Here is a 15,966-nt window from a genome sequence, read left to right as displayed (position 1 = left end):
AAAAGCCAGACGAGCACGAACTCCGCGAAAAAACGGAAGAAGGGCGCACCGGTTCAGTGGCTGATGATCAGGAACAGACAGGCGGAGGGACGGAGCAATGGCGCCGATGGGCGCACCAGTCCGACAATCGAAGTCGCAGGCGGTGTACAGCGAGGAGTGCAAAGAGGCGAGGAACAAGCCCTGTGGCTGCTTCAGCGAAGCGTTTGACGTGAGGCCCACAGTGCGCAATCAGGGATGCGGAAAGTGGGCCGACAAGGCGATCGATACGTGTGATTCCGAGCATAAGACGCTGTGATTTCCTGCGGCGTGGCTTAGGGTCTTTTTAGGTATACAGCATGGGAAGCGTCTATATCAAGGTTGGGGCGCGGTGGAGCTCGAGCGGGAATGAGGTGGTATGGCCCCATGCGCAAGCACATCACTCGCCCATGAAAAAATCTCCTGACGCCATGTTGAGAGGTTTTTTTGAGGGCTGGGATGTGCCCGTGCTCGTTCACGGGCGGATGAAGGTGCGGCCTCTTTTTACTAATAGAAATCGTAGTAAATGGCCCATGTTCCGTTGATCCTGTTCTTCCAGAACATCAGGCTCCCGCTGTCCACGACATTCAAATTGATTTTCGAGTCGGACGAAATCTGGAACACGAATTCAAAATCATCGCCGGGGTCCATGCCTGACTGACAGAACGAGGGATAGCCGCCGATTTTGTGTTCGTAGGTGTGAGTGATCACGTCGTAATAGGATTCGATTTGCCCAGATCGCTCAAGTTCGAGTATTTCAAGCTCGAGATCTCTGGGGACACCGCCGCCGTCCCAGAGTGGAAAGTCCTCTTCAACCAATTCGGCCTTCAGCGCAAAGGGCTTGAGGAAGGTATTGGCTACCGGCAGTTCTTTGCGTACCAGCTCATCATCAAAGGTGTATTCCCGGATGACCCAGTTGTTGCCCATGGGTTCAAAGGGCTCGGGAAACGGGTAAGAGACAAAGACTGTCAGTACGCGAATCCCCTTGAGGGCCAGGCTGGCAAACGGCAGGCAGGGTAGAAAAAACTGAGCATAGGGATGCAGTTCCTCGCCTGCATCGTTTTTGGGGATCGCTTCATCCGGGCGGAAAAGGAATACGTTGCCCAGCCAGCTTTCCTCATCCTTGAGCGTAGGCCGGAACCCGCCAGCGACGAACTTGATGGCGGGTACCGCGAGGCGGCGCCTGATTTCTTGTATCTCCATTACAACCAAACTCCTGATCAGGGTGTTGCAGTCAACTATGTCTTGTCTGCAGTGTCGAGTTCGGGATCCAGGAGCTGCCCATCAAGCATGAGCAGCCGGCTCAATCCTTTAGATTTCCTTGACTGGAGTCTCCCCCTGCACCCCCTTGATCAACTCGATCACATGCAAACAGTCCGCCTTGTTCACATATGACTCCCCACTGGCAACCGTCTCATGATTCCCCGCCCGTAGCCGCCAGCGCCACTGTCCTTTTCCTGTGCTCGGGGTGCCTTTCGATTGCCTGTAAATCTCAAAATACATTCAGCTCGCTCCATGCGATGGGTCAATTGCGACAACCTGTGTGCCGCATGTCAGCAAGCCTAGCGGAGCTGGTTTTTTTGGCCATCGGGCATTTGTTTCCAATGATTTGAGGGCTTTTCCTACAGCTGGCCGGGCTCTGAAAGAATGGCCAAAACCGCCGCAGTTTCGCCCTTGCATCACCCTGCATGCTCCTGCTTAATACGACTCGGCTCATGGCGCTGGAAAACACCCCGGCGACCGAAGATTGTTGAAAAATCACTATAAAAAAGAGCAATCCATTGACTCATCAGCACGGAACGCAACTCGCCGGGCATGTGGCGCTTTCGCTCGTCATCCCGGTGTTCAATGAAGCGGCGACCATTGATCTGTTCATCGCGCGGATTTCTGACGTCTTCAAGGATGAGGCGCTGGTCGGTCTGGAAATGGTGTTCGTCAATGACGGCAGTACCGACGCGACTCTGGACATTCTTCTGGAACGCCAGGCGTCTGACCCGCGTGTGCGGATCGTCGATCTGAGCCGTAATTTCGGTAAGGAAGCGGCGTTGACCGCAGGCTTGCAAACAGCCACCGGCCAGGTGGTGGTGCCAATCGACGTCGATTTGCAGGACCCGCCGGAAGTGATCCTGCAGATGATTGCCCTGTGGCGCCAAGGCTATGAAGTGGTGCTGGGCCATCGTGTGAGTCGCAAGACCGACTCCTGGGCCAAGAAAACCTCGGCCAACTGGTTCTATCGCCTGCACAACAAAATCGCGGATCAACCGCTGCCCAAGGATGTCGGCGATTTCCGGCTGATGGACCGCTGTGTGGTCGATGCCTTGCAGACCCTGCCCGAGTCCCGGCGCTTCATGAAAGGCTTGTTTGCCTGGGTCGGGTTTCGCACCACGCATGTCGATTATGAGCGCCCGGAACGGGTCGCCGGTGAAACCAAGTTCAACGGTTGGCGCCTGTGGAATTTCGCGCTGGAGGGCATCACCAGTTTCAGTACCGACCCGCTCAAGGTCTGGACCTATCTGGGGGCGTTCGTGTCCGTGGTGTCTTTCTCATTTGCCATTTTCATCATCTTGCGCACGTTGATTTCTGGCATCGACTTGCCGGGTTATGCCTCGCTGATGGTGGCCGTGACCTTTCTCGGTGGCCTGCAACTGATCGGCATCGGGGTGCTCGGCGAATACCTGGGCCGCACCTATATCGAATCAAAACGCCGGCCGGTTTATCTGGTGCGCCGTGTCTATAACGCCAAGGACTGAACCATGGATCTCAAGGAAACCGACATCCTCGGTTCAAGCATTGATCAGCACTGGTATTACGCGTCCAAAGCGGCGGCGACCAAGCGTTTGCTGGGCGACACGCCCATCAGGAAGATTCTCGATGTCGGTGCCGGTTCCGGGTTTTTCACTCACCACCTGCTGACCCACACCGCCGCGAATGAAGCCTGGTGCGTGGATATCAGCTACGACGCCGATTCCGACGCCAGCACCTCCGGGAAACCGGTGCATTACCGTCGCGGCATCGAGGCGGTGGACGCCGATCTGGTGCTGCTGATGGACGTGCTGGAGCATGTCGATGACGACGTCGGGCTGCTCAAGGCTTACGTCGATAAAGTCCCGTCCGGCAGCCGTTTCCTGATGACGGTGCCGGCGTTCCAGTTTCTCTGGAGCGGGCACGATGATTTTCTGGAACACAAACGCCGTTACACCCTGGCGCAGTTTGAAACCGTGGCCCGGGACGCCGGTTTGACGGTGAAGCAGGGCGCTTACTACTTCGGCGCGGTGTTTCCGATTGCGGCCACCCTGCGGCTGTTGCCCAAGGGCACACAACCGTCGCCGCCGCGTTCGCAACTCAAGCAGCATCATCCGGTGGTGAATTCAATTCTGAAGACCCTGTGCAGCATCGAGCTGCCGTTCATGGGGGCCAATCGCCTGGCCGGCCTCACGGTGTTTGTGCTGGCGCAGAAGCCGTGACCTCAGCCGAAAAGTCAGCGTTGATCAAAAGAGCGTTGAGGTTTGCCGTGACCGGGTTGTTTGTCACGGCGCTTCACGCGGTCGTGGCTGTGCTGTTCATCAATTTCGTGATGCCGATGCCGCCCCTGGCCAATGGTGTGGCATTTGCCGTGGCGACGGTGGCGTCTTACCTGATCAACACGACCTGGAGTTTTTCCGCCCGGTTGCATGGCCGCACACTGCTGCGTTTCATGATGGTCTCGGCGGCGGGGTTCTTGCTGGCGATGTTCGTGGCCTGGGCGGCGCAAATCGCCGGGCTCAATTATTTGCTGGGGATTGGCGCGGTGGCGCTGACAATCCCGGCGTTTACCTTCGTATTGCATAATTTCTGGACGTATCGATGAAGGATTCGGGAAAGCGCTGGGCTGTCACGCTGCTGCCATTGCTGATGGGGGTATTGGCTTTTTTCATCGTGATTGGGCCGCGGGCGCTCAATCCGCAGAACATTGCCTGGCTGGGCACGGGCGACCCGGCTACGCATTATCTGGGTTGGGTCTTTTTCAGGCAGTCGCCATGGACCTTTCCGATCGGCCTGAATCCCACCTACGGCCTGGAGTTGGGCAATGGCATCATTTTCTCTGACTCCAATCCGCTGCTGGCTTTTTTGTTCAAGCCGTTTGCTGCGCTATTGCCTGAGCCTTTCCAGTATTTCGGCATATGGTTCCTGGCCTGTTTTGTCTTGCAGGCGTGGTTCGCCTGGAAACTGGTAGGACTGATTACGCCCAGCGTCGCCATGCGTGCCGCCAGTACCGTGTTGTTTTTGTTTGTACCGCCAATGATCATGCGCATGCCGGTGCATCTGTCATTGGGTGGGCATTTCCTGATTCTCGCCGCGTTGTACCTGAGCCTGCATCCGCAATTGAACAGACGGCGTCTGGCCTGGGGCGCTTTGTTGGCAGCGGCGGCGTTGATCCATGCGTATTTTCTGGCCATGGTTGCGCTGATCTGGATCGCCGATCTCGCCGCAAAATACATCAAGCAAAAACTGACCTTGCGAGCGGTGCTCATCGAGTTTGCGCTGTTGTTTTCACTGGTCAGTTTCTGTTGCTGGCAAGCGGCGTATTTCTCCGTCGGGGGCGACGGCGCGATTTCCGATGGCTTTGGCCTGTATCGGGCCAATCTGTTGTCGTTGTTCGCCCCTGTCACCTGGTCCTACTTGTTGAAGGACATTCCCGGCGCACCGGGTGACGGCGAAGGTTATGGTTTCCTCGGCCTGGGGCTGCTGTTTCTGGCGATCTGTGCCTTGCTCGGCTATCTGCAAGGCAATACCGGGTTTGGCGCGGCAGTACGCAAACGGCCATTTTTGTTACTGGCGTTGATTGGGCTGGGGATTTTTTCCGTTTCAAACCACATCGCTTTCGGATCGCTGGAGTTTGCCTATCCGCTGCCTTCGGCGGTTATCTCCATCGCGAATATTTTTCGTGCGTCAGGACGAATGTTCTGGCCGGTGTACTACGCCGTTATCCTGGCCATCATTTTCCTGGTGATTCGTTCCAATCGGCCACGAGCGGCGACGTGCCTGCTCATGATCGCGGTGTTGATCCAGGTGCTCGATACCCACAGCGGCTGGTCGATGATTCGCAAAAGACTGATGGCGCCCCCGGCGTCCGAGTGGGCCAGCCCCTTTGTCGACCCGTTCTGGAACAGCGCGGCTTCCCATTACCGCAAAGTACGCTGGATCGTGCCGCAAAACCTGTCGCCGCAATGGATGAACGTTGCTGCGTTCGCAGGTAAACATGGTTTGCCGACCGATGCCGTGTACCTGGGGCGCATGGATCTCAATCAATGGCGCCAGGCCAACCAGAAGGCGAGCAAGGCGTTCGCGACGGGGCAATATGAGGCGGACTCGTTGTACCTGCTCGACGACCGCGCATTGCTTCAAGCGGTCCCGACCGTGAATACCGAGACCGATCTCTTTGCCAGAATCGATGGTTTTACCGTGTTGGCACCTGGCTGGAAGCAATGCGCGGATTGCCCGCAGACGATTGCGCAGATTCCGCCCGCCGACTTGCTTCCCGTTGTCCAACCCGGACATAAAAAGCTGTTCAATGTCGGGGGCGAAGGCAAGCCGTTGCTGGCCAATGGCTGGTCGGAGTCTGAACTCTGGGGCACCTGGTCTGAAGAGACCAGCGCTGAGATAGTGTTTCGGGTCCCCCCATCCGCACGCACGCTGCGCCTTGAAACCACGGCGTTTCTACCTCCGGGCCATGCCAGGCAGGGTGCGGTCATCAGCATTAACGGCCTGTCGGCAGTGACAACCGTGCTGGATAAGGCTGATGGCAACGTGATCGATGTGAACCTGACCGAGGCGATGAAGCAACGTGTGTTCAGCGAAGGGATGTTGCGTCTGCAGTTCCAGTTCGCCGATGCGGTCAGCCCATCAGCGTCCGGCTTGAGTCGCGACCCACGCAAACTGGCGATGGGCCTTAAAGCCCTGACGGTCAATTGAACGTTTGTGCACGTAGACGCACTTGCCGCGCCTTTCTACACTGCCCGGAGTCTTGGGGACCGGGGTGCAGTGGATGAATCGCAATGAACTACGCAAGGCCGACATCAACCTGATGGTGGTGTTCGAGACCTTGATGCTGGAACGCAACGTGACGCGGGTGGCGGAGAAACTGTTTCTCGGTCAGCCGACCATCAGTGCCGCGCTCAACCGTTTGCGCACGATGTTCAACGATCCGCTGTTCATTCGCGTCGGCCATCGCATGGAACCCACGGCCCGGGCCGAAGAAATCATCCTGCACCTGTCGCCGGCGCTGGACTCGTTGTCAGTGGCCCTGAGCCTGACCCACGATTTCGACCCGGCCAGCAGCACCATGACCTTTCGGATCGGCCTGTCGGACGATGTCGAGTTCGGCCTGTTGCCGCCGCTGCTGCGCGCCCTGCGCCATGAAGCGCCTAAGGTGGTGTTCGTGGTCCAGCATGTCGATTACTGGCGCATTCCCGACCTGTTGGCCTCCGGCGATATCACCGTCGGCATCAGCCAGACCCGCGGTTTGCCGGCCAATGCCAAGCGCAAACTGCTGCGACACATCCTGCCCAGCATCTTGCGTGCCGATGCGTCCGACACGCCGCTGACGCTGGATGAATATTGCTCACGCCCGCACGTGCTGGTGTCCCACACCGCCAACGTCAGTGGCTATGCCGATGAGTGGCTGGCGGAGATCGGGCGCAAGCGCCACGTCGTGCTTTCCGTACCGCAATACAGCTCGTTGCCGGCCTTGCTGGCGGGGACTGACCTGATTGCCAGCTTGCCGGACTACACCGCCACCGCCATGGCGGCGTCCGGTCAATTGTTCCAGGAACCCTTCCCGTTCAAGACTCCGACCCTGGACCTGTCCATGGTCTGGCTCAGTCATGTCGACACCGATCCGGCCGAACGCTGGTTGCGTTCGCGCCTGGAAGCGTTCATGAGTGAGCGTGGCCTGGCCGACCTGCACACTACCGGTTCACTCTGATAATCGAGTCCAAAGAAGCCGCCGGAGCGTAGCCCGGCTCTGTGATATATGTAGGCCCTTTCTTCCCATCCACAGGAGCACCGTCATGCCTCACCTGCACATGGAATACACCGCCAACCTGCCCGAGCTGAACGCCGACGTGGCGTTGATCCGGCTCAACAATACGTTGGTGGGGTCCGGTCAGTTTGCGGCGGAGTTCGATATCAAGAGCCGTGCCGTGAAGGTCGAGACCTTCAAGGTCGGCACCGCGTTGGGTGAGCGGGCGTTTGTGCATGTGAAACTGGCGTTGCTCAGTGGTCGCCCGCCGCAGGTCAAGAAGCAGCTGTCCGAAAGCCTGTTGGCCGTTGTGCAGGATTTGTGTGAATGGCCGACGGGGGTTGAAGTCCAGTTGTGTGTGGAAATCCTCGACATCGACCGCGAGTCCTACACCAAGACGGCCATCGGCCTCTGAGTGTTCAGGCGGCTTGTTGCTCCGCGCAGGCCAAGGCCACTTGTTCGCGCAGCCAGGTGTTGGCGCTGTCCTGGTCGACGCTTTGGCTCCACTGCATGTCGAGGGTGAAACCCGGCAACCCGTTGGGTGCCTCGCAATGTTTGAATACCGCCTCGTTGGCCAGCAAGCGCTGGATGCGCCGGGGCAGGGTCAGGATGAAATCCGTGCCGGTAATCATCTTCAGCGCCGCGCTGTAGCTGTTGGATCGCGCCACAATCTGGCGCTTTTGCGCCTGCCGCGCCAGCCAGCCGTCGACCATGTTGGTGGTCGAGGTCCAGGGCGTCGGGAACACGTGACGGCGTTCGGTAAAGGCTTGCAGGCTTAAACGCGGTTCCAGCGGCGTGGCGCGCTTGTCGAAGACACACACCAGATCGTCTTCTAGCAGCTTGCGGGACTTGAGGTCGGTGTGGCTGCAATGAAAGTTCGGCCCGAAACAGATCACCAGGTCGAGGCTGCCATCGCGCAGTTCGTCGGCCGGGATATCGGTTTCGAACTTATGCATGTTGACCAGCACCGGCAGGTCCGCGAAATCGAAACGCTTCAACAGGCGCGGCAGGATCAATTGCTCGAAGTATTCCGGTGCGCAGATATTGAAGGTGACGGGCTGTGCGGTCGGGTCGAACACTTGGGCGCCGGCGTGACACAAGTTGATGCTTTCAAGGATCTTCAGCACGTGGGAATACATGGTGCTGGCTTTGTAGGTGGGGCGCATGCCGGTGCGGGTGTTGATGAACAACTCGTCTTCGAAACTGGTCCGTAGTTTCTTCAGGCAGTAACTCACGGTGGATTGACTGACGAAGAGGGCCTCCGACACACCGGTGACGCTGCTTTGCTCATACACGGCGACAAACACCATGAGGTCCTGCATATCGAGCTTTCTAAGCAAGTTACTGTTCAGCATCCGTTCTGTCTCGCTGTGCTCCTTGCGCTGACAGTGCGCAAACGTGTGCGAACGATCCTAACGGAACGATGGTGCCAGGAGAATGGCCTGTAGGAAGTTTCACGTTCAGGTGTGGGACAGAAAATGTTGTGAACACGACCTACGATTTTAATCTCCGCAAACATGGCCAGAGGCCTCTAGCCTCAGGCCCCCGCGTTGGCGGGTCAGTGAATGTGTTTGGCATAGTGCCGTGGATCGAAGCGCAGGACCATCACTATCATCAGCGCCATGACCCCGGTCAGTGACCACCAGGCCCATTCGAAACTGCCCAACTGATCGCGAATCAGCCCGGCGATCAGCGGCGAGAGGCCGGCGATCAGGTAGCCGATGCCTTGCACAAAGGCCGTCAGTCTGCCAGCGCGCTGAGGGTTGTCCAGGTGATCGAGCGACACGATCAGGCTCATCGGAAACAACCCGCCGATACCCAGGCCCAGCAGGCACGGCCACAGCAGGCTCAGGTGTTGCGGGCTGAGAATCAGGCCGCAGAAACCGGCCATGATCAGCCCCAGCAACACCACCAGCACCAGGCGTCGGTCGCGGCTGCGGTTGGCGATGGCCGGGGTCAGCAGGCCGGATATCACCTCCATGGCCGTCAGAAAGCCCAGCAACAATCCGGCGTTCTGTTCGCTCCAGCCTTTCTCCACGTAATACGGCGCCAGCCAGGCGAGCACACAGGTGTAGGACGCCGTGCCGAGGCCGAAGAAGATCGCCAGTAACCAGGCGCGGGAATTGGCGAAGAAGGATTCGCCGCGCCGTGCCTGCGCCGGTAGCGTCAGGGTCGTCTTGCGCTGGGCGGTCCAGAACAGCAACGCCAGCACGGCCAGCGCCGCCCAGATCGCCAGGCTGGTGCGCCAACTGCCGGTATGGGTCATCACCAACGGCGCAAACGACGCCGCAATCGCCGCGCCGCCCATGATCGAGGTGACATACAGCCCCATGCACACGGCGACGTTGTCGCTGAAGCGGGATTTGATCAGCGCCGGCATCAATGCCTGGATCAACGCGATGCCGACGCCGGCGGCGATGGCGCTGACGATCAGTTCGGCGGCGGAGCCGAGGAAGAGTCGCGACGCTGTGGCCAGGCCGATAATCAGCAGCGACAGCACCACGGTGCGCTGCTCGCCCAGGCGTTGGCTGATGCCGATCCCGAAAAACATCGCCAGCCCCATGGCCATCACCGGCAGCATCGTCAGCAGCGACGCGAGGCTGAAACTCAACGGGATATCCCCGCGTATCGCCGACAACAACGGACCGACGGCGGCCATGGAAGGCCGCAGGTTCAAGGCGACCAGAATGATGCTGACCATCAACCACAGGGCAGGGCGGGCTGTTGCGCGAACGTTTTCCATGAGCGGACCTTACAAAACAAGGCCCCGATTAGGCGGGAGGGGCAGGGCGGCGGCAAATCAGAAAGTCGGGGGTGGTATTTAGAAATTAAATAGGTGTTGCGTTGGTGTGCAGGAATAGAGCGAGCAACGAGAAACCTGTGGCGAGGGGGCTTGCCCCCGTTCGGCTGCGCAGCAGTCGTAAAGGATGCTGCACGGCGTGACTGAAAAACGCGCTTGGGGCCGCTGCGCAACCCAGCGGGGGCAAGCCCCCTCGCCACAAGGATTCGTGGCGATCTCAGGAGTATGTTTAGCCAACCCGCAACCAAAGTTCTTGAATTCCCGATTTAACCCACCCTCCACCCGTGTGACGCTGCGGCTCATCTGTTTTCTGCGGTTTTTTCTATGGACGGTTGGCCAGTCGCACTCCACCACCCGGCATCCAGCGGCGCTTGTGCGTCCAGCCGTGGTCGTCGGTTCCGGCCTGCCACCGCGCCAAACCTCTCTGCACTTCCTTCCGAACTGGCCTTCTGGGCGCTGTGGCATTGTCGTCATGCGCGCCCGCCGGATTCCTGCGTTTCCCGTTGATTGTTCCTACAGGTCCCCGCGCCACACGTCGGGATCAAATCGCTGACGCCTGTGCGTTTGCCTGACACGGAAAAACGAGAATTCCCATGAGTTGTGCCACGACCTCCTTTGCCACGCAGCAAGAAGCCCTGACCTTTCTGGAACAGAACCCGGATATCGAGATGTTCGAGTTGTTCATCCTCGACAACAACGGCGTACCCCGGGGCAAGTTGCTGCATCGCGATGAACTGCTGGCGGTGTACGAAAGCGGCCGGCCATTGCCGAGCACCATTCTGGGCCTGACGATCAACGGCGACGATGTGGAAAACTCCGGCCTGGTGTGGGACGTCGGCGACATCGATTGCCGCGCCTATCCGGTCAGCGGCAGTTTGCAGCGCATGCCCTGGCGGCTGATTCCGACGGCGGCGGTCCAAGTGAGCATGCACCCCACCGAAGGGATGCCGGCCACGATTGCCGACCCACGGCACTTGCTGGCCAAGGTCATCGAAGGCTTGCAGGCCGACGGCTATTACCCGGTGATGGCGGCGGAGCTGGAGTTCTACTTGCTGGATCAAAAGCGCGACAGCAACGGCCGACCCCAACCGGCGCGGGACGTCGATGGCGGCCGGCCGCGGGCCACCCAGGTCTACGGCTTGCGCGAGCTGGAACAGATCGAGCCGTTCCTCGCCGACCTCTACAGCGCCTGCAAACTCCAGGGCATCCCGGCACGCACGGCGATTTCCGAATACGCGCCGGGCCAGGTAGAAATCACCCTCGAACACCGCACCGACGCCTTGCAGGCGATGGACGAAGCGGTGCGTTACAAGCGGCTGGTCAAAGGCGTAGCGCACAAGCACGGGATGGCCGCGTGCTTTATGGCCAAACCTTTTGATGACCTGGCCGGCACCGGCATGCACATGCACGTCAGCCTGGCGGACAAGGACGGCAACAACCTGTTCGCCAGCGAAGCGCCCGACGGCACGCCGCTGCTGCGACATGCGGTGGGTGGCATGCTCGGCACCTTGCTCGATTCGTTGCTGCTGTTCTGCCCCAACGCCAACTCCTATCGGCGCTTCCAGACCAACAGCTACGCGCCGCTGGCCGCCACCTGGGGCGTGGACAACCGCACCGTGAGCCTGCGCATCCCCGGCGGGCCGGCGTTCTCCCGGCACATCGAACACCGCATCTGCGGCGCCGATGCCAACCCGTACCTGGCCGCGGCGGCGATTCTGGCGGGCATTCACCGTGGCATCCGCGAGCAACTCGACCCCGGCGCCCCGGTGGAAGGCAACGGCTACGCCCAGGCCACGGAGCTACTGCCGACCGACTGGCTGACCACCCTGCGCGCACTGGAAGGTTCGGATTGGGCGCGGGAAGCGTTCGGCGCCGAGTTTCTGGGGGTGTACCTGGCGGTGAAGCGTGCCGAGTATCGGCAGTTCATGGGCGAGGTCGGCGAGCAGGACTGGCGCTGGTACCTGAACCAGGCCTGACCGTTTCTGAATGACTTTAAGCGTTTCACGGTTATATCCGGAGCCAACTAATCGTTGGCTTCTTTTTCACGAAAAATTGATGGTTCGCTGCTTAAAGTTTGTGCTGTCGCGGAAAATGAAATTTTCACATTTCCGGCGGCACTTCTTTTCAGGAACAGTCGATCCGCATGTTGAAATTCAAAGCCGTGCGCCCCGAGTGGGTGACACTGATTGCCAGTGCGTTCTTATTGGCCGGGTTTAACCTGGTGCTTTGGCAGCATCTTTTCGAAATCACTGCCTCGGACGCCCAGGGCATTGCCATGCGCGTGGCGTTTGGCGTGATGGTGCTTGGCGCGTTCAATATTGTCCTGACCCTGCTGGCGTTCCGGCCGCTGCTCAAGCCGCTGCTGATGTTGATCTTTATGGTCAGTGCGGGCGTGGCGTATTTCATGAGCCAATATGGCGTATTGATCGACGCCGGCATGTTTCGCAACTTCGCCGAAACCAATGCCACGGAAGTGCGCGATTTACTCTCGATAAAGTTGTTTGTCTACATTGTTTTGTTGGGTGTTTTGCCCGCGTGGTTAGTGTGGAAAACACCGATCAATTATCGCGCCTGGCATCGTGATCTATTAAGTAAGGCATTGGTGAGTGTCGCCTCCGTAGTGGTGGTCGGTGGCGTCGCATTGGTGAATTACCAGGGCCTGTCATCGCTGTTTCGCAATCACCATGAACTGCACCTGATGGTGGTGCCGAGCAACTACATCGGCGCGTCGGCCGGTTATTTGCGTGAACAGGTCGCATCGGCACAACAACCCTTCGTCAAGATCGGCGAGGACGCCCGCAAGGACCTGACCTGGCAGACCCACGGCCGTAAATCCCTGACAGTGCTGGTGGTCGGCGAAAGTGCCCGGGCCGAGAACTTCGGCATCCTGGGTTATGACCGAAACACCACCCCCAAGTTGAGTAAAGAAGCGGGTCTGATCGCCTTCACTGACGTGCATTCCTGCGGCACGGAAACCGCAGTATCGGTGCCATGCATGTTCTCCAACATGGGGCGCAAAGACTACAGCGCCAGCAAGGCCAAGAATGAAGAAGGCTTGCTGGATGTGCTCAAGCGCGCCGGGCTGGACGTGATCTGGCGCGATAACCAGTCGGGCTGCAAAGGCACGTGTGATCGGGTGACGATCGATGATGTCAGCAACTTGAAAGACCCGGTGCTGTGCTCCAGCAGCGAATGCCGCGATGAAATTCTCCTGCAAGGTTTGCAGCACTTTATCGACACCCTGGACAAAGACACCGTGCTGGTCCTGCACCAGATGGGCAGCCACGGCCCGGAATACTTCAAGCGTTACCCGAAAGAGTACGAACACTTCACGCCGGTGTGTGAAAGCAATGCGCTGAACAATTGCAGTCGCGAAAGCATCGTCAATGGCTACGACAACACCCTGGTGTACACCGACCACGTGCTCTCGACCCTGATCGATCTGTTGCGCAGCAACCAGGACAAGGTCGATACCGCGATGCTGTACCTGTCCGACCACGGCGAGTCTTTGGGTGAGTACAACCTGTTCCTCCACGGCACGCCGTACATGATGGCGCCCGAGCAACAGAAACATGTGGCGATGCTGGCGTGGTTCTCCGACAGCTATCAACGCTCGTTCTCGGTGGACACTCATTGCCTGCAGATGAGTCGGGAAAAACCCCTGAGCCAGGACAATCTGTTCCATTCGATGATTGGTCTGCTGGAGGTCGACAGCAAGGTCTACAACCCGGACCTGGACATGTTCGCCGGCTGCCGCGCGCCTGTGATCGATGGCGTGCTGGCCAGGAAATGAGGGTTTCGACTTATTTTTCACAGGCTGGTCGCTAACCTGCGGCCGTTAGATCTTCCAATAAGAGCCCCTGTATATGTCCGCGCTGCCCCCATCTGTTGTCGAGCTTGAGTTCGCCCGGCGCTACGATCAGGAACACGCACGCGTCTGCCTGCAGCCGCAACCCCGTGGCCTGGCCGGGCGCCTGGCGTTCTGGCGCGTCGAGCAGTTGGTGCGCAATGCGCTCAAGGTCGCTGGTGAACCGGGTTTGTTGCTGGACGTGGCCTGTGGTGTCGGGCGTTTCTGGCCGGTGCTGGCCGAGCACGGCAACCGCGTGATCCTGGCGTCGGACCCGTCCCAGGACATGCTCGATCACGCACGCACCCATCATCCGGCGCATTTGCTTGAGCGGATCAAGACCTTCCAGAGCTCGGCGTTCACCATCGGTTTGTCGGCGAACGCAGTCGACAGCATGATTTGCATGCAACTGTTTCAACATATCGCCAGCCCTGAACACCGGTTGGCCATGTTGGGGGAGTTTCACCGCGTCAGTCGTGACACGGTGATTGTTGCGGTGCGCCTCGCCAGCCGCTTCCAGCGTCGGCCCAGCGCTGCGCAGGGCGCCATGCCCACGCCGCTGGAGAGCAAGGCCGTGGTGGAAGCCGAGTTCAGGCAAGCGGGTTTCAGCCTGCTCAGTCATCAGGACTTCTTTCCCGCTTGCGCGCGGATGCGGGTCTACGTACTGCGTAAGACCGGATAACCTCCCTTCGTCAGACGCTTCTTGCCCTTTTGTAGGGTTTTTCGCTAAAGCTCTTGTGCAGTGGATGCGCGGAAATCGCCGGGGGCGATATATACTGCGCGCCATTCTTCAAGGGAGAGCCGTGTGGCCATCGATATTCACTGGATTCGCGACAACGATAGCCTCGGTCAGTTTTGCGCCGAGTGGCAAAAGCTGCCATTCGTTGCCCTCGACACCGAATTCATGCGGGTCGACACCTTTTATCCGATTGCCGGCCTGTTGCAGATCGGCGATGGCGTACGCGCTTACCTGATTGATCCGCTGACCATCGACAACTGGCAACCCTTGGCCGCGCTGCTGGAAAACCCGGCCGTGGTCAAAGTCGTGCACGCGTGCAGCGAAGACCTCGAAGTCCTGTTGCGCCTGACCGGCAGCCTGCCGGCGCCGTTGTTCGACACGCAACTGGCCGCCGCTTATCTGAACCTCGGCTTCTCCATGGGTTACTCGCGGTTGGTCCAGGAAGTGCTCGGCATCGACCTGCCCAAGGGCGAGACCCGCTCCGACTGGCTGCAACGTCCGCTGTCCGACACCCAGATCAGCTACGCCGCCGAAGATGCCCTGCATCTGGCGGAAGTCTACGTACGCCTGCAACCGAAGCTGTCCGAAGACAAATACAGCTGGGTGCTGGAGGACGGCGCCGAACTGGTGGCCAACCTGCGCCGCGAGGTCGATCCGTACGAGGTCTACCGCGAAGCCAAACTGGCCTGGAAGCTGTCCCGCGCCCAACTCGCCGTATTGCGTGAACTCTGCGCCTGGCGCGAGCATGAGGCCCGCGCCCGTGATCTGCCGCGCAACCGCATCGTGCGTGAGCATTCCTTGTGGCCGCTGGCCCGGACTCAGCCGGACAACCTCGGCGCGCTGGCGAAAATCGAAGACATGCACCCACGTACCGTGCGTCAGGACGGCGAATTCCTGCTTGATCTGATCAAGCGTTCTGCCACTGTGTCGCCGGATCAATGGCCGCCGGCGGTGCCGGAGCCGTTGCCGGTGGACGCCGCCACGCTGGTCAAGCAACTGCGGGCCATCGGCCAGGCCGAAGCCGAGCGCCTGAACATCGCGCCAGAACTGATGCTGCGCAAGAAAACCCTGGAAGCGCTGCTCAAGAGCGGCTACCCCAACGGTCCTTACCAATTGCCTGATTCGCTGCGTGGCTGGCGCCGCGAATTGATGGGCCAGGCGCTGCTCGACAGCCTGGCCACCGCCGGAGAACAGCCTTGAAACGTATTTGCTCCATTTACCGCAGCCTGAAGAAAAACGAGATGTACCTCTATGTGCTCAAAAGCGATGCACTGGAGCGCGTCCCGGAATCGCTGATGGCGGCGTTCGGCAAGCCCCATCACGCCTTCGACCTGGTGCTGAGCCCCGAGCGCAAACTGTCGCGCGAGGACATCACCGTGGTCCTGGAAAACCTTGAAAAGCAGGGTTACCACTTGCAGATGCCGCCGGCCGAGGACGAGTACATCGAACACTTGCCCGAAGAGTTGCTGCGTCGCAACGACCCGATGTGAGCGGCAGACAGGTTCCGTTCAGAGCCTGTATGAAACACTGGAATGATTTTGGCGATGGCCGCCGCGACAGCGCGG

At 59.4% G+C, this 15,966-nt stretch carries 15 protein-coding genes; 11 read left to right on the top strand and 4 right to left on the bottom strand.

Annotated features, from left to right (window positions below; genetic code table 11):
* Positions 1 to 522: 522 nt before the first annotated feature.
* Positions 523 to 1,218 (bottom strand): DUF1963 domain-containing protein, encoded by a 696-nt coding sequence (locus FQ192_RS02180; RefSeq protein ID WP_149657172.1) that lies wholly within the window; start codon positions 1,216 to 1,218, stop codon positions 523 to 525.
* A gap of 108 nt (positions 1,219 to 1,326) precedes the next feature.
* Complete coding sequence (locus FQ192_RS02175; RefSeq protein ID WP_007958030.1) at positions 1,327 to 1,518, bottom strand: DUF1508 domain-containing protein; 192 nt, start codon at positions 1,516 to 1,518, stop codon at positions 1,327 to 1,329.
* 278 nt (positions 1,519 to 1,796) lie between these two features.
* Here FQ192_RS02175 and FQ192_RS02170 point away from each other — a divergent pair, with 278 nt between their 5' ends.
* The 6 genes from FQ192_RS02170 to FQ192_RS02145 all read left to right on the top strand — a co-directional run bounded on the left by FQ192_RS02170 (position 1,797) and on the right by FQ192_RS02145 (position 7,430).
* Positions 1,797 to 2,765, top strand: coding sequence for a glycosyltransferase family 2 protein (locus FQ192_RS02170; protein WP_149657171.1), 969 nt, complete (start codon positions 1,797 to 1,799; stop codon positions 2,763 to 2,765).
* 3 nt (positions 2,766 to 2,768) lie between these two features.
* Positions 2,769 to 3,479 (top strand): bifunctional 2-polyprenyl-6-hydroxyphenol methylase/3-demethylubiquinol 3-O-methyltransferase UbiG, encoded by a 711-nt coding sequence (locus FQ192_RS02165; RefSeq protein WP_149657170.1) that lies wholly within the window; start codon positions 2,769 to 2,771, stop codon positions 3,477 to 3,479.
* A complete protein-coding gene (locus FQ192_RS02160; RefSeq protein WP_149657169.1) occupies positions 3,476 to 3,862 on the top strand; it encodes a GtrA family protein in 387 nt (128 codons plus the stop codon). The genes FQ192_RS02165 and FQ192_RS02160 overlap by 4 nt, the downstream gene beginning before the upstream one ends.
* Entirely contained in the window at positions 3,859 to 5,967 is a 2,109-nt protein-coding gene (locus FQ192_RS02155) for a DUF6311 domain-containing protein (protein WP_149657168.1), read from the top strand. Before FQ192_RS02160 ends, FQ192_RS02155 begins: the two co-directional genes overlap by 4 nt.
* A 73-nt stretch (positions 5,968 to 6,040) precedes the next feature.
* Positions 6,041 to 6,979, top strand: coding sequence for a LysR substrate-binding domain-containing protein (locus FQ192_RS02150; protein ID WP_149657167.1), 939 nt, complete (start codon positions 6,041 to 6,043; stop codon positions 6,977 to 6,979).
* Positions 6,980 to 7,064: 85 nt separating this feature from the next.
* Positions 7,065 to 7,430 (top strand): 5-carboxymethyl-2-hydroxymuconate Delta-isomerase, encoded by a 366-nt coding sequence (locus FQ192_RS02145; RefSeq protein WP_149657166.1) that lies wholly within the window; start codon positions 7,065 to 7,067, stop codon positions 7,428 to 7,430.
* Positions 7,431 to 7,434: 4 nt separating this feature from the next.
* Here the strand turns inward: FQ192_RS02145 and FQ192_RS02140 are convergent, their stop codons facing one another.
* Positions 7,435 to 8,370: a LysR family transcriptional regulator gene (locus tag FQ192_RS02140; protein WP_149657165.1), complete on the bottom strand. Its 936-nt coding sequence runs from the start codon at positions 8,368 to 8,370 to the stop codon at positions 7,435 to 7,437.
* A gap of 203 nt (positions 8,371 to 8,573) precedes the next feature.
* Entirely contained in the window at positions 8,574 to 9,758 is a 1,185-nt protein-coding gene (locus tag FQ192_RS02135; protein ID WP_149657164.1) for a cyanate transporter, read from the bottom strand.
* A 650-nt stretch (positions 9,759 to 10,408) separates the two neighbouring features.
* On the opposite strand from FQ192_RS02135, the gene FQ192_RS02125 reads away from it, so the two are divergent.
* From FQ192_RS02125 to FQ192_RS02105, 5 genes are all read left to right on the top strand, one after another.
* Positions 10,409 to 11,791 carry a glutamine synthetase family protein gene (locus FQ192_RS02125; RefSeq protein ID WP_149657162.1) on the top strand — a complete coding sequence of 461 codons (1,383 nt, stop codon included), beginning with the start codon at positions 10,409 to 10,411 and terminating at the stop codon, positions 11,789 to 11,791.
* A 167-nt stretch (positions 11,792 to 11,958) separates the two neighbouring features.
* A complete protein-coding gene (locus tag FQ192_RS02120; RefSeq protein WP_149657161.1) occupies positions 11,959 to 13,608 on the top strand; it encodes a phosphoethanolamine transferase in 1,650 nt (549 codons plus the stop codon).
* Between the two features lie 73 nt (positions 13,609 to 13,681).
* The gene (locus tag FQ192_RS02115) at positions 13,682 to 14,344 is read left to right on the top strand and encodes a class I SAM-dependent methyltransferase (RefSeq protein ID WP_149657160.1); all 663 of its coding nucleotides are present in this window, start codon (positions 13,682 to 13,684) and stop codon (positions 14,342 to 14,344) included.
* A gap of 123 nt (positions 14,345 to 14,467) precedes the next feature.
* Entirely contained in the window at positions 14,468 to 15,601 is a 1,134-nt protein-coding gene (rnd, locus tag FQ192_RS02110; RefSeq protein WP_149657159.1) for a ribonuclease D, read from the top strand.
* On the top strand, positions 15,598 to 15,891 hold the full coding sequence (locus FQ192_RS02105; RefSeq protein WP_133837473.1) for a YcgL domain-containing protein: 294 nt from the start codon (positions 15,598 to 15,600) through the stop codon (positions 15,889 to 15,891). Before rnd ends, FQ192_RS02105 begins: the two co-directional genes overlap by 4 nt.
* Positions 15,892 to 15,966: the final 75 nt, after the last annotated feature.

The sequence above is a fragment of the Pseudomonas sp. ANT_J12 genome, from assembly GCF_008370045.1.
Classification (GTDB): Bacteria; Pseudomonadota; Gammaproteobacteria; order Pseudomonadales; family Pseudomonadaceae; genus Aquipseudomonas.
This window is presented reverse-complemented; position numbering and strand designations above follow the sequence as displayed.